Below are 19,779 nucleotides of genomic sequence, written 5' to 3'. Positions count from 1 at the left end.
GAAACGCGATTAAAAGAAAACCGGGGCCAACAGCCCCGGTTTTTTTATGCGCTTTTTTGATGTAAGGCGTGCAATAAAAAGAGCAGAGAGGCGGGCCTCTCTGCTCTTCTTGTATGTCGGTGGTTGAAGAGTCCGATTACGCCGGTGTCTTCATCTCGGCATATTCCTTGAAGCGCTTGCCGAATTTTTCTGGCCAGGCGGCCAGGTCTTCGCGGCCGGTCGCCCATTCGCCAGCAAAACGCAGGTCGAGATAACCGATCATCGCGGCAAGCGCGAAATGGCCGCCATTCAGTTTTTTACCTGTTTTGGGCAGGTTACCGTTGAGGTAGTCCAGTGCACGCGCAACCTTGCTCCACTGCTTGTCGATCCATGGCTGGTGGATTTTTTCTTCCGGACGGAAACGGCGCTCGTAAACAATGGCGAGCAGACAATCCATTACGCCGTCACACAGCGCTTCGAGGATTTCCGCATCGGCGCGTTTTTGATGTTTTTTTGGATAGAGTTTTCCAAGCGAAAGCCGGTCGAGATAATGCATGATGGCGACGCTGTCATAAACCGAATTACCGTCATCCAACAGCAAGGTCGGAATCTTGCCAAGCGGATTATTGTCGATCAGCGTCGCCGGTTCGGCATTGGTATCGACGCTGACGTCCTTGATGCCGAGATTAAGATAGCGGGCAGCCATACGCACCTTGGCGGAATAGGGAGAGGCAGGGGAATAAAGCAGTTCCATGGATGTTTCCTATCGGATGGGGGGAATGGTCATTTGTTTTGTTTGGCAGCCCTGCCTGTCGACTTGCTGACAGGTGCGGAACTGCAAATCCTGGGTGAGGCAGATGCGGACCTCTTCAAAACGTCCGCCGTCGCAGCTGATTGAGATACCCTGTTGGCTCATGCGCGGATTGGCGGCAATGAACGCCTTCTCCAGCCCGTCGGCAGAGATTGTTTGATTGTTCTGGCCTTGTGAAATCGTCTGCGGCAACTTTACCGCGTCGAAGGCAGCCCGTGTGGCAGCAAAATAGTCCTTTTGCGAAAGCCCGGAGCAGGAACCGTGTTTACGCCACTGGTGACCGATCAGCCCCATTGACGGCATGATGTCGAACATCGATCTGCCCAGCGCATCGGGAACGCGTTCTGGCTCGCTGCTTGAACAAAACTGCGGGTAGCCATTTTCATTTTGTGGCCACAGGCCATGCACCACAAAACCATAACGGCGGTTGGTGCCGCATTGCTGACGGTTGCCCGCGCCTTCGGAACTCGCGCAGTAACTGGGCGACCATGACAGGGACAGCACGTAAAAATCAAAACTTGTGGACTTTGGCAGGGTACTTGTCGGCGTACCAACTGGTGCGGTGCCGGTTGTCTGCGTGTTGTTACCAGACTGAATTTGGGGTGAAGGCACTACCGGTTTCTGAGGAGCAGGTGCTTCCTCACGAAACAAAACTGCCGCGGCCACAGCCATCACGCCAAGCGCAATTATGCCTGCATATTGTTTCATGGGCAGCAAGGACGTTCGTAGGCATGAGGCATAGGGCAATTACCTGAATGGATAACTGAAATGTGTTTCAACTTTATATCAGCTTTACACCCCAGAAAAACGGGGCCATCGCGCATTTTCTGGAGGGATTTCAACTATTGTTTGATACGATAAACGCGATGGTAAAGGTTGAAAGTTTATTCAGATAACGACTAAAGTTGGACGAATCTTTTAATTCGTTGGCGTGCGCAAAGATGAAAAGGCTGTGCAGCCTTTTGTCGTCTCGTCGCGTTATTCATCAGTGATCACGCTGATGGATAGGATGGAGTGTGAACAAGGCAGAGACGCTGCCGGGAGGAACAAGCGGGCATGTGCGTATGAAAGTGAAGAAATATCTATGGCCGGTCGTCGGCCTCGCGACGATAGGGTTCTCGATATGGCTGCTTTACCATGAAGTACGCGGATTATCGCTTGATGATGTCTGGGACAGCCTGACAGCGATTTCGTGGAAAGGCTGGTCGCTTTCTGCACTTTCAACACTTCTGGCCTACGCGGCCCTTGCCGGATATGACCGGATCGCCTTGCAGCATCTTGGCCGCAAGGTGAACCTTCTTTTTATTACACTGACCTCGTTCACCACTTACGCCTTGTCGCACAATGTCGGTGCGTCGGTGTTCTCAGGCGCTGTGGTGCGTTACCGCGCTTATACGTCGAAAGGTCTCAGTGGCACGGAAGTGGGTATTCTGGTGGCCATGTGCTCCTTTACCTTTTTCTTCGGCACAATGTTCCTGACCGGTCTGGTGCTGGTTTATGAACCAGACATCACCGAACGCTTCGGTGACCTGCTGCCGGTTGGTGCTTCAAGGACAACTGGCTGCATATTGCTGGTGCTTTGCGGCATCTATGTCGCCGGAAGTCTGCTGAGACCACGCCCTCTGAAAATTGGAAGCCGTGTGTTTCCCTATCCGGCCCCGCCCTTGGTCGCACAACAGCTTATCATCGGTCCGCTGGAGTTGATCGGTGCGGCTGGCATTATCTATTTTGCGCTGCCGGAAGCCGGTAACCCCGGCTACATGGTTATTCTCGGCATCTTCCTGGTGTCTTTTTCTGCGGCCTTGATTTCCCATGCCCCGGGTGGCCTTGGCGTGCTCGAACTGTTGTTCGTCACCGGCCTGCCGGATATGAACCCGGCAGATGTCATTGCGGCTCTTCTGGTGTTCCGCCTGTTTTACCTGATCATCCCCTTGGTCATGGGGCTGATCGTCATTCTGCTGTTTGAACGGGCAAAATTGTCCGAGCCGGACGAACCGTCTACGAGTGGCTGACACCACGCGGCCGGCGAGGTTTCAGGCCTCGCCGCGCAACCAGAAGGCCCGCTGGGACGCATAACGATCCTGCGCCATGATGGTTTTCAGTACTGGCAAGAGCGTGTGCAACTCATCCTTCAGCGTGAAGGGTGGGTTGACGATGATCAGGCCGGAACCGCTCAATCCCTCTTCGCGGTCGCTGCGCACCGAAAGTTCGGCACACAGCATCTTGGGGATTTCGAGCGCTTGCAATTGCTCGTGAAAGCCCTTGATCGGTGCGCCTTTTTTGATGGGATACCACAGGCAATAGGTGCCTGTTGCAAAACGTCGGTAAGCCTTGGCAAGTCCATCGACCAGACGCTCATATTCGCCGGCGATCTCAAAGGGTGGATCTACGAGAATCAGGCCGCGTTTTTCCTTAGGCGGCAGGTGGGCGCCCAACGCCAGCCAGCCGTCCAGTTCGGTAACACGAACCTGAAAATCCCCTTCGAACTGGCGCGATAATGCTCGAGCGTCGTCCGGATGCAGTTCCATGGCGGACAACCGGTCCTGAGGGCGCAACAACAGGCGGGTCAGCTTGGGTGAGCCGGGATAAAGCTTGACGCCACCATCGGGGTTCAGTTCCCGTACGGCGGAGAGGTAAGGTTCCAAGAGATCGGCGACAGGGGCGGCAAGCTCCGCCTGCATGAGCTTGCCAATGCCGGTCTGCCATTCGCCTGTCTTCTGCGCCTCTTCGGAGGACAGGTCATAAAGCCCGATACCGGCATGGGTATCCAGAACCCGGAAAGCCTTGTCCTTGTTCTGCTGGTAACGAACCAGCCGCGCCAGAACCGCGTGTTTGAGAACATCCGCAAAATTGCCTGCGTGATAGATATGGCGGTAATTCATGCGTGCCGATGCCTTTTATGAATAATCTTGATGATGGTCAGTTGGCACTTTTGGCCGCCTCACACTTGCAATATAGAAAACTGATGAACGTTGCGACCCAGATTTCACCCAAATCCACCACCGGACACACTGTTTGTCCGCATGACTGTCCCTCCGCTTGCGCTCTTGAGGTGGATATCACCTCTGAAGGGCGTATTGGCCGTGTGCGCGGAGCCAATAGCAATACCTATACCGCAGGTGTCATCTGCGCAAAAGTGGCCCGCTATTCCGAACGGATTTATCATCCCGACCGACTGTTGACCCCCAAGCGCCGCAAGGGTGCGAAAGGGGCTGGTGACTGGCAGGAAATCAGCTGGGATGACGCACTGGATGAAATTGCCAATGCTTTTGTAAAGGCAGAAGCCGTACATGGTTCGGAAGCCGTCTGGCCGTATTTTTATGCCGGCACCATGGGGCAGGTGCAGCGAGACAGTATTGAGCGACTGCGCCATGCCAAACGGTATTCCGGATTTTTCGGCACAATCTGCACCAATACCGCCTGGACCGGTTATGTGATGGGCACCGGCGCATTGCGTGGGCCGGACCCACGCGAGATGGCCAAGGCCGATGTCGTGGTGATCTGGGGCACCAATGCAGTCGCGACACAGATCAATGTCATGACCCATGCGGTCAAGGCACGCAAGGAACGTGGTGCCAAGATTGTCGTCGTCGATATCTACGACAACCCGACCATGAAACAGGCCGATCTGGGGCTGGTGCTGAAACCCGGCACTGATGCGGCGCTCGCCTGTGCTGTCATGCATATCGCATTTCGCGACGGGTATGCCGACCGTGCCTATATGGCCAAATTTGCCGATGATCCCGCCGGGCTCGAAGCCCACTTGCAAAGCAAAACACCACAATGGGCCTCGCAGATCACTGGCCTGTCGGTCGAGGAGATCGAGGCCTTTGCGCGGCTGGTCGGCACGACCAAAAAGAGCTTCTTCCGTCTCGGTTACGGTTTTTCCCGCCAGCGCAATGGCGCAGTTGCAATGCACGCGGCGCTGTCCATCGCAACTGTGCTCGGCTCCTGGCAATATGAAGGCGGTGGTGCATTTCACAACAATGGCGAAATCTTCCGCCTCGACAAATCCGAATTGATGGGCACTGCCTATGCTGATGCGGATATTCGCCAGCTTGACCAGTCGCAGATTGGCCGTGTGCTGACCGGTGATGCCGCAGCGCTTCGCAATGGTGGGCCTGTGACGGCAATGCTGATCCAGAACACCAATCCGATTAATGTCACGCCGGAACAGCGGCTTGTGAAGCAGGGCTTCATGCGGAACGACCTGTTTGTTGCCGTGCATGAGCAGTTCATGACGGAAACGGCAGAGGTCGCCGATATCGTGCTGCCCGCCACCATGTTCCTGGAACATGACGATATCTACCGCGCTGGGGGACAGAACCACATCACCCTTGGTCCCAAGCTGGTGGAGCCGCCTGAAACGGTGCGCGCCAACCTGTTTGTTATCGAGGAACTGGCCAAGCGCCTCGGTGTCAGCCATATGCCGGGTTTTGGCCTGACGGCACGTGAACATGTTGACCGCATCCTGTCGGCCAGTGGCTGGCCGGGTTTTGACGCTCTGTTGGAAGACAAGTGGATTGATGCCCAGCCACCCTTTGAGGTCGCCCATTATCTGCAGGGCTTTGGTCATGCGGATGGAAAATTCCGTTTCAGCCCTGATTGGCGCAACGGTCCGTCACCGGACAAGCCACCAGAGAATGTTGGCCTGATGGGGCCTGTGGACCAGTTGCCACTGTTTCCCGATCAGGTCGATGTGATCGAGACGGCCGATGCCGAACACCCGTTCCGGCTTGCCACGTCGCCAGCGCGTAACTTCCTCAACTCGACCTTCAGCGAAACCAAGACATCGCTGCAAAAGGAAGGTCGTCCGGAAGTGATGATCTGTCCAGAGGATGCCGAGACCTTTGCTGTTGCTGATGGCGATGTGGTGCGCATTGGCAATACACGCGGCGAAGTCAGGCTTCACGCCAAGATCGTCGCCGGTGCGCGCGTGGGCGTGCTGATCGCTGAAGGGCTGTGGCCAAACAAGGCACATCTCGACGGCGAGGGCATCAATGTTCTGACAGGCGCGGATTCGCCAGCCCCCTATGGCGGTGCTGCATTCCACGACAACAAGGTCTGGCTTCGCAAGGCGTAAGGCTTAGCTTGTCTTGCGGACGCCATGAAGATGGTAAAAACGGTATTAGGCGTCGTACCTCGTGGCGCGACGATACATGCTGATTGTCTTGTGTCGTGACGTGACGAGCGGAATTAGAAATGGAGATGAGTGTGGATAATCGGGTGAATAGCGGCTCTCTGGCAGCCAATGATGATGGCCGGATTACGCTGGTTGAAAAACAAACCGTCTGGAAACGCTTCGTGCATATGCAAACACTGGTGTTTGACCAGAAAATGCCTGATGGCCGCGTCATCCGCATTGACCGAGAAGTGCATGATCACGGCAGTGCTGCCGCCATTCTTCTGTATGATCCGGCACGCAACATGGTTGTGTTTGTGCGCCAATTCCGTCCGGCGGTGTTCATGAATGGTGAACCCGCCTTCTTGCTGGAAGTGCCAGCAGGCCTGCTGGATGACGACAATGCCGAAGATGCCATTCGCCGCGAGGCAATGGAAGAAAGCGGTTATGCGGTCGAGAGCGTCAAATATCTGTTCGACATGTATGCCAGCCCCGGCACGCTGACGGAAAAGGTCAGCCTGTTTTTCGGCAGGATCGATCTGGATATCAAGGCAGGTGAGGGCGGTGGGCTCGACAGCGAAGGCGAAGACTTGGAAGTCATCGCCCTGTCGCTCGACGATGCCTTTGCGATGATTTCCACGGGCGAAATCACCGACGCAAAGACAATCATCCTGCTGCAATGGGCAATGCTGAACCGGCAGACGCTGTAAAGGCGAATAGCCTAAACCTCGGCGGCTCGCGGCTTCAAGCGGAAATGATAAAGGAGGTGGCGTCTGTGGCGCCGCTTTCGCAGATTGCCTTGCCGCCTTCCATGCGCACCTTGCCTTCGGCGAGACGCTTCAGCGCAAGCGGATAAAGCTGGTGTTCAACAGTCAGCACTCGGGTTGCAAGGCTTTCGGCGGTATCATCCGCCAGAACGGGAACCGCAGCCTGGCCGATCACCGGACCTTCATCCATACCCTCGGTCACAAAATGCACAGTGCAGCCGGTAATCTTTGCACCGGATGCGATTGCACGATCATGGGTGTGCAGGCCGGGGAAAAGCGGCAGCAGCGATGGATGGATATTGATGATGCGGCCTTCATAGGGCGCGATAAAGTCACCCGAAATCAGGCGCATGTAGCCGGCAAGGCAGATGATATCAGGATTGATGTCAGCAAGTGCCGCCAAAATGGCGCTCTCATGCTCTGCCTTGCTGGCAAAGGATTTGCGCTCGAAGGCAAGGGTGGCAATGCCAAGTGCCCCGGCTTTTTCCAGACCGCCAGCCGACGCCTTGTCGGAGATGACGCATGCAATCTCCGCTGGAAAAGATGGATCCTCGCATGCCTTAACCAGCGCCAGCATATTGGAACCGCCGCCGGAAATAAAAACCACAACCCGTTTTTTGCGGGCAGGCGAGGACTGGTTAATCATAGACCAAGCGTACCCTTGTAAACCGTGCCATGATCACCCTCGTTACGGGCAATCATACGGCCAAGCGGGAATACGGTTTCGCCTTCTGCGGTCAGCGCGTCGGTCACCTTCTGGGCGTTTTCAGCCGAGACGACAACAATCATGCCGACGCCGCAGTTGAAGGTGCGCAGCATTTCATTGGCGGCAACGCCGCCGGTCTTGGCAAGCCATGAGAAGACCTGGGGTACCTTGATCGAACCGAGATCGATTTCTGCGGCGAGGTGCTTTGGCAGAACGCGCGGAATGTTCTCCGGAAAGCCACCGCCGGTGATGTGTGCCAGTGCCTTCAATGCGCCGGTTTCGCGGATCGCCTTGAGAAGTGGCTTCACATAGATGCGGGTTGGGGTCAGCAGGGCTTCACCCAGCTTCTTGTCTTCTGCGAATGGTGCAGGTGCACTCCACTCAAGACCAGACAGCGACACGATCTTGCGCACCAGCGAAAAACCATTGGAGTGAACGCCAGAGGAGGAGAGGCCCAGAATAACGTCGCCTTCGGCAATGTCGCCGGCTGGCAGCAGCTGGCCACGCTCGGCTGCACCAACTGCAAAACCGGCCAGATCGTAATCACCATCGGAATACATGCCAGGCATTTCAGCGGTTTCACCACCGATCAGCGCACAGCCGGATTCGCGGCAACCGGCCGCAATGCCGGATACGATGGCAGCGCCCTGATCCGGGTCCAGCTTGCCTGTTGCGAAGTAGTCGAGGAAGAACAGTGGCTCGGCGCCCTGTACGACCAGATCGTTGACGCACATGGCAACCAAGTCGATACCAACCGTGTCATGATAATCTGCGTCGATAGCAATCTTCAGCTTGGTGCCGACGCCGTCATTGGCCGCAACCAGAACCGGATCCTTGAAGCCTGCGGCCTTGAGATCGAAGAGACCGCCGAAGCCGCCAATTTCACCATCAGCGCCGGGGCGGCGCGTCGAGCGAACAGCAGGCTTGATTTTCTCGACCATCAGGTTTCCGGCGTCGATATCCACGCCTGCATCGCTGTAGGTAAGACCGTTCTTGCCGGACTGGCTCATGGCTGTTGTCTCCGCTATCGCCTTTTGGCGTGCCCTTCGCATGAGCGAGGGTGTTATGCAAGAGTAACCAGGGCCTCTGTCCCGCTTTTTCACGGGTTTGACCACGTTTTCCTCACTTCTGCCTGTTCGCTGTGGCCTTAAACCCGATCAAGTCTTGACCGTTCCGGTAGGTGCATCCTATCTCCTGATGAAATGCAAAGGCGATTGCGCCACAAGGAACCGACGATGCAACCTCATATCAGTGGCACAAATTTGCGACGCCAGGTGTTTTTCTGGATCGGCGCGCTTGCGATCTTTGTGATCTTTTTGACGGTGTTCAGTTCCATCCTTCTGCCATTCGTTGCAGGCATGGCGCTGGCCTATTTTCTTGATCCGGTTGCCGACTGGCTGGAGCGTCGCGGTTTGAGCCGCATGATGGCGACAGTGGTCATTCTGATTACCTTTGTGCTGTTGTTTGCCCTGTCGCTAATCATCATCATTCCGGTGGTCGTGGCGCAGGCTTCTGATTTCATCACCCGTATTCCCGGCTATATCTCGTCTCTGCAGCAGCTTGTTGCTGGCACCGGTTCGACAATCCTGCCGGACTGGGTGGCCGCACAGGTCGAATCCATCCGTGAAAACTTCTCCAAGCTGCTGGCAGAGGGCGCCGGTTTTATTGGCACGCTGCTGACGCAGATCTGGAACTCCGGCAAATCTCTGTTGGATGTCGTGTCGCTGCTGGTGGTGACACCTGTTGTTGCCTTCTATCTGCTGCTGGACTGGGATCGCATGATCAAGAAGGTCGACAGCTGGATACCACGCGATCATGTGCAGACCGTACGCCAGATCGCCAGCGACATGGACACCACCATTGCCGGTTTCGTACGCGGGCAGGGCTCCATGTGCCTGATCCTGGCCATCTATTATGCCGTAGGCCTTTCTCTGGCCGGCCTGAATTTCGGCCTGCTGATCGGTTTTGCAACGGGCATGCTCAGCTTCATTCCTTATGTTGGTGCGACGCTGTGCCTGCTGATTGCCGGCGGCGTGGCCCTCGTACAGTTCGGTGCGGATTACGTGTCGATTGCCATTGTTCTGGGCGTGTATTTCACTGGCCAGTTCATGGAAGGCAATGTTCTCCAGCCTAAACTGGTGGGTGGCAGCGTGGGCCTTCATCCGGTATGGTTGATGTTCGCACTTTTTGCTTTCGGTGCGATGTTTGGTTTCGTCGGTCTGCTGATTGCGGTGCCGGCGGCAGCGGCGGTGGGCGTACTCGTGCGGTTTGCCCTGTCGCGATATCTTGAAAGCGATTTATACCACGGACGTGCGCAAGCTTTGCCTTGGGAGGGGCAAAAGGATGAAGCAGCCGTCAAGACGATCACACAGAGCCAGAAATGAACGACCCACAAAATCCTGACCGGGCCCGGCCAAAAGCCGAGCAGCTTCCACTCGTCTTTTCTCATGTCACGGCGTCCAGCCGCGATGACTTGCTGGTGTCTGCGCCCTTGAATGCTGCCGTATCAATTGTCGATGCATGGCCGAACTGGCCGTCGCCGGTGGTGATTTTGGCCGGCCCTATCGGTTCTGGAAAATCGCACCTTGCCAATATCTGGCGGGAAAAGAGCGGTGCCACCGACATTCATCCCATTGCAGGTAGCCAAGCCGCCCGCAAGGCCGAAACCGGTCCGGTAATATTTGAAGATGCTGATCGCAACGGTTTTGATGACACGGAACTGTTCCATGTCATCAACAGTGTCCGGGAAAACGGTACATCACTGTTGATCACCACCCGGCTTTGGCCATCTGCCTGGCCGGTCACGCTGCCAGATCTGCGCTCGCGCCTCAAGGCGGCGACCGTGGTGGAAATCGGTGAGCCGGACGAGGACCTTCTCGCACAGGTTTTGATGAAGCTTTTTGCTGATCGTCAGCTTTACATGGATGACAAAATCATCAGCTATATCGTGGCGCGAATGGAGCGTTCACTGGATGCGGCGCAGACGGTGGTGGAGAAGCTGGACAGGCTGGCGCTTGCCCGTGGTATCCGCATCACTCGAGCCCTGGCCGCAGAGGTTTTGAACGAACCAGGCAATGACATGGATGATGATTGACTGTCACAGTTCCGTCGTCAAACTGTTATAATGGCAGAACAATGTTTTACGGGTGGAGTTGTTGATGGATTCGGCAGTACAGGACAGTCACGAACAGGGCATTACAGAAGCTCCTCAGCGTAGCCCTTTGTGGGACAGCCCTGAGCGGTTTATCAACCGCGAATTTTCCTGGTTGCAGTTCAACCGCCGCGTTCTCGAGGAGACGCTGAACGTCGCGCATCCGCTGCTGGAGCGTTTGCGTTTTCTCTCGATTTCCGCCGCCAATCTCGATGAATTTTTCATGGTGCGCGTCGCCGGCCTTGAGGCACAGGTGCGCCAGTCGATCACTGTCAGGACGCCGGATGGAAAGACACCAGCTGAACAGCTCGAAGACATCCTGAAAGAAATCGACAACCTGCAGATGGAGCAGCAGGCGTCGCTTGCTGTTCTGCAGCAGTATCTTGCCAAGGAAGATATCTACATTGTGCGCCCTGCCGCACTGGCTGATGAGGATCGCCTCTGGCTTGAGACAGAGTTCGAGGAAAGAATCTTTGCGGTTCTGACACCGCTGTGTATCGACCCTGCGCACCCGTTCCCGTTCATTCCAAACCTTGGTTTCTCCATGGTTCTGCAGCTGGAAAGCCTGCATGGTCGTGAGCCGATGACCGGCCTTCTGCGCCTGCCGCCAGCACTCGACCGCTTCATCCGTCTGCCGGATGAAGGTAACACCATTCGCTACATCACGCTGGAAGATGTGGTTGGGCTGTTCATAAACAGGCTTTACCCCGGTTATGCCGTCAAGGGTTTTGGTACCTTCCGCCTGATCCGTGACAGCGATCTTGAAGTTGAAGAAGAAGCGGAAGATCTGGTTCGCTATTTCGAAAGCGCTCTGAAGCGCCGTCGTCGCGGCTCGGTTATCCGTATCGAGACCGACAGCGAAATGCCGCAATACCTGCGTCAGTTCGTGGTCCACGAACTCGGTGTGCCGGAAAATCGCGTCGCCGTTCTGCCCGGCCTTCTGGCGTTGAATACGATTTCCGAAATCGTCAAGGCACCGCGCGACGAGCTGAAGTTCGAGGCTTACAATGCCCGCTTCCCGGAGCGTGTGCGTGAACATGCCGGTGATTGCCTGGCCGCGATCCGCGAAAAGGACATGGTTGTTCACCACCCCTACGAATCCTTCGACGTCGTGGCGCAGTTCCTGTTGCAGGCCGCCCGCGACCCGGATGTTCTGGCTATCAAGCAGACACTGTACCGTACCTCCAATGACAGCCCGATCGTTCGTGCACTGATTGATGCTGCCGAAGCCGGCAAGTCGGTGACGGCGCTTGTCGAGTTGAAGGCGCGCTTCGATGAAGAGGCAAACATACGTTGGGCCCGCGATCTTGAGCGCGCTGGCGTTCAGGTGGTGTTTGGCTTTATCGAACTGAAAACGCATGCCAAGATGTCGATGGTCGTTCGCCGTGAAGACGGCAAGCTGCGCACCTATTGCCACCTTGGAACGGGCAACTACCACCCGATTACCGCCAAGATCTACACCGATCTTTCCTTCTTCACCTGCAACCCGAAGATCGCCCACGACATGGCGAATATCTTCAACTTCATCACGGGGTATGGTGAGCCGGAAGAGGGCATGAAGCTGGCGGTTTCGCCCTACACGCTACGCCCACGCATCATCAAGCACATCAATGATGAAATCCAGCACGCCAAGAATGGCGCGCCGGCCGCCATCTGGATGAAGATGAATTCGCTCGTTGATCCTGAAATCATCGATGCGCTGTACCGTGCAAGTGAAGCAGGCGTTGAAGTTGATCTGGTGATCCGTGGCATCTGCTGCCTGCGTCCGCAGGTTGCCGGCCTTTCGGAAAACATCCGCGTCAAATCGATCGTTGGACGCTTCCTGGAACACAGCCGTATTTTCTGCTTTGGCAACGGATATGGCCTGCCTTCGGAAAAGTCGCTGGTCTATATCGGCTCCGCCGATATGATGCCGCGCAATCTTGACAGACGTGTTGAAACGCTGGTGCCGTTGGTTAACCCAACGGTGCATGAGCAAGTTCTTTCACAGATCATGCTGGGTAACCTGATTGACAACCAGCAAAGCTACGAGATACTTGCCGACGGAACGTCTAGGCGCATTGAGGTGCGCAAGGGCGAGGAACCGTTCAACGCGCAGCACTACTTCATGACCAATCCCAGCCTTTCCGGACGTGGTGAAGCCTTGAAATCCAGTGCGCCAAAACTGATTGCGGGTCTTATCTCGGCTCGCAAGAAACAGGCTGAATGACAAGATCAGAAGCACAGGGGCGGCTTACCGGCATCGCCCCCGTTTCCGTCATCGATATTGGTTCGAACTCTGTTCGTCTCGTCGTTTATGAAGGTTTGTCCCGTGCACCGGCAGTACTTTTTAACGAAAAAGTACTGTGCGGTCTGGGTAAGGGGCTGGCGCTTACCGGTCGTATGGACGACGAAGGGGTAAGCCGCGCGCTTGCGTCACTACGTCGTTTCCGTGCCCTGTCAGAACAGGCCCAAGCCCACAAACTCTATGTGCTGGCAACCGCTGCCGCGCGTGAAGCCAGCAACGGACCTGATTTTATCCGTGAAGCCGAAGAGATTCTGGGCTGCGAAATCGAAGTCCTCTCCGGCGAAAAAGAAGCGCTCTATTCGGCATACGGCATCATCAGCGGTTTTTATGACCCCGATGGCATTGCCGGTGACCTTGGCGGCGGTTCGCTTGAACTGATCGATATCAAGGGCAAATCCTGCGGGCAGGGCATTACCTTGCCGCTCGGTGGTATCAGGTTGTCCGAGACATCTGGAAGCTCGCTTGAAAAGGCCGCTACCTTTGCCAAGAAACAGATCAAGACCGCCAAGCTGCTCGCCAAGGGCGAGGGCCGTACCTTCTACGCGGTTGGCGGGACATGGCGCAGTATTGCCAAGCTGCACATGGAAATTCGCCAGTACCCGCTGCACATGATGCAGGGTTACGAAGTGCCGTTGCAGGAAATGCTGGCATTCCTCGATGACGTCATCACGGCCAAGGATTCGAAAGATCCGGCATGGCAGGCGGTCTCAAAAAGCCGCCGTTCGCTTTTGCCCTACGGCGCCATCGCCATGCGTGAAGTGCTGGAAGCGATGAAACCTTCCAAAGTGGTGTTTTCTGCTCAGGGCGTGCGCGAAGGTTATCTCTATTCGCTGCTTAGCGAAGAGGATCAGGATACCGATCCGCTGCTGGTCTCTGCCGATGAGCTTGCCATTCTGCGTGCACGTTCGCCCGAACATGCCCGTGAGCTGGAAGACTGGAGTGGTCGGACTATACCGGTCTTCGGCATTGAGGAAACGGTGGAAGAAAGCCGCTACCGGCGTGCCGCCTGCCTTCTGGCCGATATCAGCTGGCGCGCACATCCGGATTATCGCGGTTTGCAGGCCGTCAACATCATCGCCCACTCCTCCTTTGTTGGCATCAGCCATCCCGGCCGCGCCTATATCGCACTTGCCAACTACTACCGCTTCGAAGGCCTCAATGATGACGGCACGACCAAGCCGTTGACGGCGATTGCCGGTGACCGCCTGTCGGAACTGGCCAAGCTGGTGGGTGGCATGTTGCGTGTAGTCTACTTGTTCTCTGCCTCCATGCCCGGTGTGATTGATCACCTGCGTTTCCGCGTTTCGGAAAACCCGGATGTCGATCTGGAGTTCGTGGTGCCGCATGACTATTGCGATTTTGCCGGTGAACGGCTTGAAGGCCGTTTGCAGCAGCTGGCAAAACTAACCGGCAAGAAGCTGGCTTTCGTTTTCGAATAAAATCAGAAGCGCTGCCGATATCCCGGCAGCGCTTCTGTTTGTCTTAGTTACTTGGCATCCAGCAGGTCTTTGACCTCAAGCAGAACGAATTCATTGTCGTCTGCCTTGTCGAGTGCACGACCGGCCGAGAAGGGCAGGTTGTTGTCATTGCCAACGATGATGTGTGTCGCGTCAACGCGGTCAACATTCTCGATGGTAACGAACGGCATGTCATAGAAACCTTCGCCGCCACCCTGACGCTTCTTGTTGTCCGGGTCGGAAATCTTCAGCAGGTCGATGTAACCGATCTTGCGGGCAGCCTTGCCAACATTGGTATCGTTGAACTCGATTTTGTAGATGCGCTTGACCTTTGACGGAACGGCAAAGCAGTTGGTCTCAGGCTTCTTCGGGTCGGCGCAGGCCTTGTCGGCAGTACCGGCACCATTGTCACGTTCGATGACCAAAGCGGTGGTTTCGTCGAGCATGTTGAAGTCGCCGATCGCTTCGCCACCTTCGGCCAGCGGGTAAAGCCATGTGCGGCCTGTCCAGGACTTCGAGGCAACATCCAACTCGATGATACGAAGGCCGGTTGCTCCGTCTTCGGTTTTTTCCACCTGGCCATCAGCGGTGTAGAGTGGGCCTTCCAGCATGCCGTATAGCTTGGAACCGTCCTTGGACATGGCCATGCCTTCATAACCGCCTGAACGCTTCAGGTTGAAAGCAGGCATTTTCTGTGTCGGGTTGCCCGGCATGGTCAGGGTGGGATGATCAGGCGACTTCACATCGATGTCGCTAGCCTTGGTGGCGATGACATCGGTCAGCTTGCCGTCACGGGTGAATTTCTGGATATAAGGTCCGAATTCTTCACCAATCCAGAAACCGTCTGCAACAGGCTGGATGGACTCAATGTCAAAATCAGCGCCGGTCAGGTAACGCTTGTCGGAACCTTCCATGACGATTGGGAAGGGAGTCTTTCTGTCCGGGTCGGACAGGAACACGGTTCCAAGCGCATTCACCTTGCCTGCATCCCAATCGAAGGAAAGGTGGTGCAACATAAGCATGGAATCGCTGGAGTTGATCTTCGAACCGAAACCATTGTCGGAAAGGCTCCAGAAGGTGCCATCTTCCATCGCCTTGATGCCGGAAAAACCCTGCATGGCCTGACCGTTGAACGGCATGGAAAGGCCGGTTGGCCGCACGCCGTCCATGCCCGGAACCGTGCCAAGACCTTCAGCGCGCTTGCGATCTGCTGTCGTGAACTTGGCAGATGTCTTGAGATGTTCAGGCGCATCTGCCGGTGCTGGGATAATGGTGTTGGCAGGCAGAATGGCATGCGAAACGAGCTTGGCAGGGAATTCTTTTTCGGCGGCAATTGCCGAGAAACCGGAGATCGCAAAAATAGCAACAGAAGCAAGAAGTGTTTTGGTCATTAAATTCACCTGTCGGTTTGCACTAAAACTATGCTGTGTCGGGTACGCAGAGTTTGTGAAACTGAGGTGATGGGTGATTGAAGCTTTGGTGAAAGTTTTATGATGGCTACGTTATCATCGCCAAATCGGGCACTTTTAGTAAGCTGCTGGTTCTTTTAATAAATTTATGACTTCACCAACGAGCAGACACCCAGTGTCTGGCCACGACCCTTCACGGCATGTTCGCCCAGATACTCGCTTTTGATGCCCTTGGGCAGCAAAAGGCGGTGAATGAGATCGGACGAGATCAGGATCGGGTGGCCAAGCATCTTGCTGAGGGATTCAAGGCGGGCGGTGGTATTCACCGTGTCTCCGAAATAGGTGATCTTGTGATGGTCGACACCGATTTCAGCCGTGATGACAGGACCGCCATGCAGGGCAAAGCGCAGCTTTGGCATGACGCCGAAGGTCTTCATCCAGAAGTCCTGCCGTTTTTCGATAGCGGCCAGAATGTCGAAGACACATTTGATGCAGGCTGACTTCTTGATGGCATCCTGAAACGGCCATGTGATGATGGCGGCATCGCCGATGTAGTCATCAATCGCCCCGTTATGACGGCGCACGGGTGCGGCATAGGTGGCGAAGATCTCGCGTAGGAATTCCTGCGCTTTCATATCGCCATGGGTTTCGGCAAATGTCGTGGAGCCAACAAGGTCGATAAAGATGAAAACGCGCTCTTCACGCACTGGACGGCGATAACGGCCCAATAGCAGATCCGTAAAAATGTCGCGGCCGAGCAGTTCTCTCACCCGCATCACGAAGACGATGATGCTGCAAACGATGCCTGTGAAAATCAACGTCTGCGGTTCGGCATGAACCGCGCGTTGCCAGTCAACTTTCAAAATGCCGGTTGCCCAAAGCAATGTTCCTCCCACGGCAAATCCGCAGAAAACCAGAACCGCGTAGACGATCAGGCCTATTGCTATGTATGCCGGCGTTGGCAGGAAACTGATGCGGTGCGAAAGCCGGGGCAGGATGTAGCCGCGCTCAAAGGCAAGAATAGGCGCACAGGCAAAGAGTGCATAGGTCGCGCCGATGAACGGACCGCCACCATATTCCAGAAAGGCATATGCGACGCCGCTGCCGGCAACTGCCAAAAACAGCAGCAGGTAGTCCAGCATTAAAAGGAGCTTTCGCATATGGTTCCGATACTTTCGATGAATTGCAGCCGCCGTCGAGGTCGGCGCGTTGGCTGCCTAGACTGCAACCGAGACTTTAATGTGGAAATCGATTTGCCAAAAGTGACGATTTGGAAAGGTGTTTCAAACGCTTTTTCACTGTTGCCGGATTGCACGTTTAGCTGGCCATCTTGGCCGGTTGGGCAATGACGACAAGACGTTTAACCCGTTTACTGGAAATGGCTCGCGCCTTTAAATCCGGTCTCCTCAGAGGCCGGATGGCAAAAGGGCGACGAGGAGACAGTCTATATTATTCAGTCGGCAGTTCGACTGCCTCAACCTTCTTGCCTGCAAAACGCAGGGCAACACCGCCATTGATGAGCTTCAATGCCACATCACCGAACAGTTCCTTGCGCCAGCCCGAGAGAGCGGCAACCTGGGCCTTTTCACCTTCTGAGGCAATCCTGTCGAGGTCATCGCTGTTGGCGATGATCTTGGCAGCGACGCCGTGCTTGTCTGCCGTCAGTTTCAACAGAACCTTGAGGAGTTCAACGGCGGCTCCTGAGCCTTCCGGAGAGTGGCTGTGACGTGGCGCTTGTGGCATCTCGGTCTTCGGCAGGGCAAGAGCGGCGTTAACGGTTTCGATGATGGCGGTGCCCGACGACGAGCGCTCCCAACCCTTTGGAATGGTGCGCAGGCGCGACAATGCCTCGCTATCCTTGGGCTGTTGCTGGGCAATCTCGAAAATCGCATCGTCTTTCAGAACGCGCGAACGCGGCACATTGCGGCTGCGCGCTTCACGCTCACGCCATGCGGCCACAAATTTGAGAATGGCAAGTTCAGTTGGCTTGCGCAGGCGCGACTTCAGACGCAACCATGCATCGTCAGGATGCAACTCATAGGTATCGCGCGACTCGAGGATGTTCATTTCCTCGGTCAGCCACAGCGAGCGGCCTTCGCGCTCAAGCTTGGCTTTCAGCGCCAGATAGACGTCGCGCAGATGGGTCACGTCGGCCAGCGCATAGTCCAGCTGCTTTTCGGACAGCGGACGACGGCTCCAGTCGGTGAAGCGCGACGACTTGTCGATCTGAACGGATTTGATCTTCTGAACAAGCTGGTCGTAGGAGATCGAATCGCCGAAACCGCACACCATAGCGGCAACCTGCGTGTCGAAGATCGGGTGTGGAATAAGGCCACCAAGGTGGTGGATGATTTCGATGTCCTGGCGGGCGGCATGGAAAACCTTCACCACATCAGGGTTTGCCATCAGTTCGAACAGCGGCGAAAGGTCGATGTCTTTCGCCATCGGGTCGACCAGCACTTCCAGTGTTGGGCTCGCCATTTGAACAAGACACAATTCAGGCCAGAATGTCGTCTCTCGCAGAAATTCCGTATCGATTGTGATGAAGTCCGATTTTGCAAGTTCCTTGCAGGCGTCGGCAAGTGCTGCTGTCGTTTCGATCATGTTCTTCTGGCCAGTACTGTAACGTATGCGTCTTACTTTCCCTTTGAGCACCGTATGTCAATACAAACTCGCCATTTCCCAGCCTTTGAGGGGCTGTTTTCCAGCACTCAGACGGCATCCTTGTCGTTTTTGTCACGACTTTTCGGTGGCTGTGCCGCCAGTTTGCTGAAATAGGCCGAGGTCCGCAAAAGGGCCCGAAAACGCCAGTTGCGCTCTTCAACAGGCACGCCTGGACGCATCTGAAGGCGGTAGATGGTGTAGATAATGAATACGATCTGCACCGCGGCCGTATAGATAAATAGAGCCTTAGGCCCATAGATGTCGATCAGCACCGAGGCAAGCAACGGTCCGACGGTTGCGCCTAAGGACCAGAAGAACAACAGCCCGGATGCGACCATGGCATGTTCGCCTTCCTTGGCGTGGTCATTGCCGTGTGCCGAGCTCAGCGAATAGAGCGGCAGGGCAAAGGCACCAAAAACGAAGACGCCGATAATATTGGTCCATTCGTCCGTTCCACCGAAAAACACCAGGAACAGGCCGGTGATGACAGACCCGGCCGTGGTGGCGAGAATGACGATGCGGCGGTCATAACGGTCGGAATAGGCACCCAGCGGATATTGCAGCACCACGCCGCCAATAATGCCGGCACTCATGAAGGTCGCGATGGCTGTGACCGACATGCCGATCTGTTCGGCATAGATCGGACCGATATTTCGAAATGCTGCCATGCTGAGACCGACGGCCACGCAACCAACCACCGCCAAAGGCGAGATACGCCAGACGGCGGCCGGGTTGAACTTCATGGCATTGGGCGGGGCAGGGTTGGACTTGTCGGCCAGTGAAATCGGCACAAGCGACAATGTCAGTGCCATGCCGATCAGCGAAAATACCGTCGGTCCTTCAACGCCGGCCATCGGAATAATGTACTGCGCCAGCGTGACGGAGCCGAGGTCGACCAACCTGTAAATGGACAGGGCCCGTGCGCGGTTGGAATTGGTGACCTGTGCGTTGATCCAGCTTTCAATGATGGCAAACAGACCAGCAACCGCAATGCCGATCAGAAAACGCATGGCAAGCCAGAAAAGCGGATGCGTGACCAATGCCATAGAAATGGAGGCCGCCGATGAAATCGCAGCAAGGGCCGCGAAGGCCCTGATATGGCCAATTTTTCGCAACAGGCTGGTGACGTAAATGCAGCCGATTGCAAAGCCTAAGCTGTAACCGGCGCTGATCAGGCCGATGGTGCTGGGTGAAAAGCCCTCAGAGAGACCGCGCAACGCAATAAATGTGCCTTGCAGACCATTGCCACCGATCAGAATGCCGGCAGTTGCGAGAAGGGGAATCAGCGGGCGGATCTGGCTCATGGGGACGAATCATCGCAGGAGAATGAAAAAAGCGTCTAACGTTCCACAGTCTTAGTGGCATGTCGGCTTGAAGGACAGACGAGAACACGACATTCTTGTGCTTTGCCTTGACAAATCGGGCG

General features: G+C 55.7%; 16 protein-coding genes. 7 read left to right on the top strand and 9 right to left on the bottom strand.

Going from position 1 to position 19,779, the window contains the following annotated elements; translation table 11 throughout:
• Window positions 1-136: 136 nt before the first annotated feature.
• Window positions 137-733 carry a glutathione S-transferase gene (locus HGO37_RS08400; protein WP_250982932.1) on the bottom strand — a complete coding sequence of 199 codons (597 nt, stop codon included), beginning with the start codon at window positions 731-733 and terminating at the stop codon, window positions 137-139.
• Window positions 734-742: 9 nt separating this feature from the next.
• The gene (locus tag HGO37_RS08395) at window positions 743-1,498 is read right to left on the bottom strand and encodes a ribonuclease T2 family protein (protein ID WP_502941393.1); all 756 of its coding nucleotides are present in this window, start codon (window positions 1,496-1,498) and stop codon (window positions 743-745) included.
• Window positions 1,499-1,854: 356 nt separating this feature from the next.
• Here HGO37_RS08395 and HGO37_RS08390 point away from each other — a divergent pair, with 356 nt between their 5' ends.
• Complete coding sequence (locus HGO37_RS08390; RefSeq protein WP_250983238.1) at window positions 1,855-2,802, top strand: lysylphosphatidylglycerol synthase domain-containing protein; 948 nt, start codon at window positions 1,855-1,857, stop codon at window positions 2,800-2,802.
• A 21-nt stretch (window positions 2,803-2,823) separates the two neighbouring features.
• Here HGO37_RS08390 and HGO37_RS08385 read toward each other — a convergent pair whose 3' ends face one another.
• Window positions 2,824-3,672 (bottom strand): 23S rRNA (adenine(2030)-N(6))-methyltransferase RlmJ, encoded by an 849-nt coding sequence (locus HGO37_RS08385; protein ID WP_250982930.1) that lies wholly within the window; start codon window positions 3,670-3,672, stop codon window positions 2,824-2,826.
• 8 nt (window positions 3,673-3,680) lie between these two features.
• Between HGO37_RS08385 and HGO37_RS08380 the strand changes: the two genes are divergently transcribed.
• Both HGO37_RS08380 and HGO37_RS08375 read left to right on the top strand, forming a co-directional pair.
• The gene (locus HGO37_RS08380) at window positions 3,681-5,873 is read left to right on the top strand and encodes a molybdopterin oxidoreductase family protein (protein WP_502941404.1); all 2,193 of its coding nucleotides are present in this window, start codon (window positions 3,681-3,683) and stop codon (window positions 5,871-5,873) included.
• Window positions 5,874-5,998: 125 nt separating this feature from the next.
• Window positions 5,999-6,622, top strand: coding sequence for an NUDIX domain-containing protein (locus HGO37_RS08375; protein WP_250982928.1), 624 nt, complete (start codon window positions 5,999-6,001; stop codon window positions 6,620-6,622).
• 34 nt (window positions 6,623-6,656) lie between these two features.
• Here HGO37_RS08375 and purN read toward each other — a convergent pair whose 3' ends face one another.
• Together purN and purM are read right to left on the bottom strand one after the other, a co-directional pair.
• Window positions 6,657-7,325 (bottom strand): phosphoribosylglycinamide formyltransferase, encoded by a 669-nt coding sequence (gene purN, locus HGO37_RS08370; protein WP_250982927.1) that lies wholly within the window; start codon window positions 7,323-7,325, stop codon window positions 6,657-6,659.
• On the bottom strand, window positions 7,322-8,395 hold the full coding sequence (gene purM / locus HGO37_RS08365; RefSeq protein ID WP_250982926.1) for a phosphoribosylformylglycinamidine cyclo-ligase: 1,074 nt from the start codon (window positions 8,393-8,395) through the stop codon (window positions 7,322-7,324). The genes purN and purM overlap by 4 nt, the downstream gene beginning before the upstream one ends.
• 225 nt (window positions 8,396-8,620) lie before the next feature.
• On the opposite strand from purM, the gene HGO37_RS08360 reads away from it, so the two are divergent.
• The 4 genes from HGO37_RS08360 (at window position 8,621) to ppx (ending at window position 14,262) form a co-directional block, all read left to right on the top strand.
• The gene (locus tag HGO37_RS08360) at window positions 8,621-9,769 is read left to right on the top strand and encodes an AI-2E family transporter (protein ID WP_192487470.1); all 1,149 of its coding nucleotides are present in this window, start codon (window positions 8,621-8,623) and stop codon (window positions 9,767-9,769) included.
• Window positions 9,766-10,479 (top strand): DnaA regulatory inactivator HdaA, encoded by a 714-nt coding sequence (gene hdaA, locus HGO37_RS08355; RefSeq protein WP_250982925.1) that lies wholly within the window; start codon window positions 9,766-9,768, stop codon window positions 10,477-10,479. The genes HGO37_RS08360 and hdaA overlap by 4 nt, the downstream gene beginning before the upstream one ends.
• 64 nt (window positions 10,480-10,543) lie before the next feature.
• A complete protein-coding gene (locus HGO37_RS08350) occupies window positions 10,544-12,745 on the top strand; it encodes an RNA degradosome polyphosphate kinase (RefSeq protein ID WP_250982924.1) in 2,202 nt (733 codons plus the stop codon).
• Window positions 12,742-14,262: an exopolyphosphatase gene (ppx, locus tag HGO37_RS08345; protein ID WP_250982923.1), complete on the top strand. Its 1,521-nt coding sequence runs from the start codon at window positions 12,742-12,744 to the stop codon at window positions 14,260-14,262. The genes HGO37_RS08350 and ppx overlap by 4 nt, the downstream gene beginning before the upstream one ends.
• A gap of 47 nt (window positions 14,263-14,309) precedes the next feature.
• Here ppx and HGO37_RS08340 read toward each other — a convergent pair whose 3' ends face one another.
• The 4 genes from HGO37_RS08340 to HGO37_RS08325 all read right to left on the bottom strand — a co-directional run bounded on the left by HGO37_RS08340 (window position 14,310) and on the right by HGO37_RS08325 (window position 19,657).
• Window positions 14,310-15,671 carry an esterase-like activity of phytase family protein gene (locus tag HGO37_RS08340; protein ID WP_250982922.1) on the bottom strand — a complete coding sequence of 454 codons (1,362 nt, stop codon included), beginning with the start codon at window positions 15,669-15,671 and terminating at the stop codon, window positions 14,310-14,312.
• Window positions 15,672-15,835: 164 nt separating this feature from the next.
• On the bottom strand, window positions 15,836-16,849 hold the full coding sequence (locus tag HGO37_RS08335; RefSeq protein ID WP_250982921.1) for an adenylate/guanylate cyclase domain-containing protein: 1,014 nt from the start codon (window positions 16,847-16,849) through the stop codon (window positions 15,836-15,838).
• Between the two features lie 289 nt (window positions 16,850-17,138).
• Window positions 17,139-18,293 (bottom strand): ribonuclease D, encoded by a 1,155-nt coding sequence (gene rnd, locus HGO37_RS08330; RefSeq protein WP_250982920.1) that lies wholly within the window; start codon window positions 18,291-18,293, stop codon window positions 17,139-17,141.
• Window positions 18,294-18,400: 107 nt separating this feature from the next.
• Window positions 18,401-19,657, bottom strand: a complete 1,257-nt coding sequence (locus HGO37_RS08325) for an MFS transporter (protein ID WP_250982919.1) — start codon at window positions 19,655-19,657, stop codon at window positions 18,401-18,403.
• Window positions 19,658-19,779: the final 122 nt, after the last annotated feature.

Source organism: Rhizobium sp. CG4, from assembly GCF_023701965.1.
In the GTDB taxonomy this organism is placed as follows: domain Bacteria; phylum Pseudomonadota; class Alphaproteobacteria; order Rhizobiales; family Rhizobiaceae; genus Agrobacterium.
This window is presented reverse-complemented; position numbering and strand designations above follow the sequence as displayed.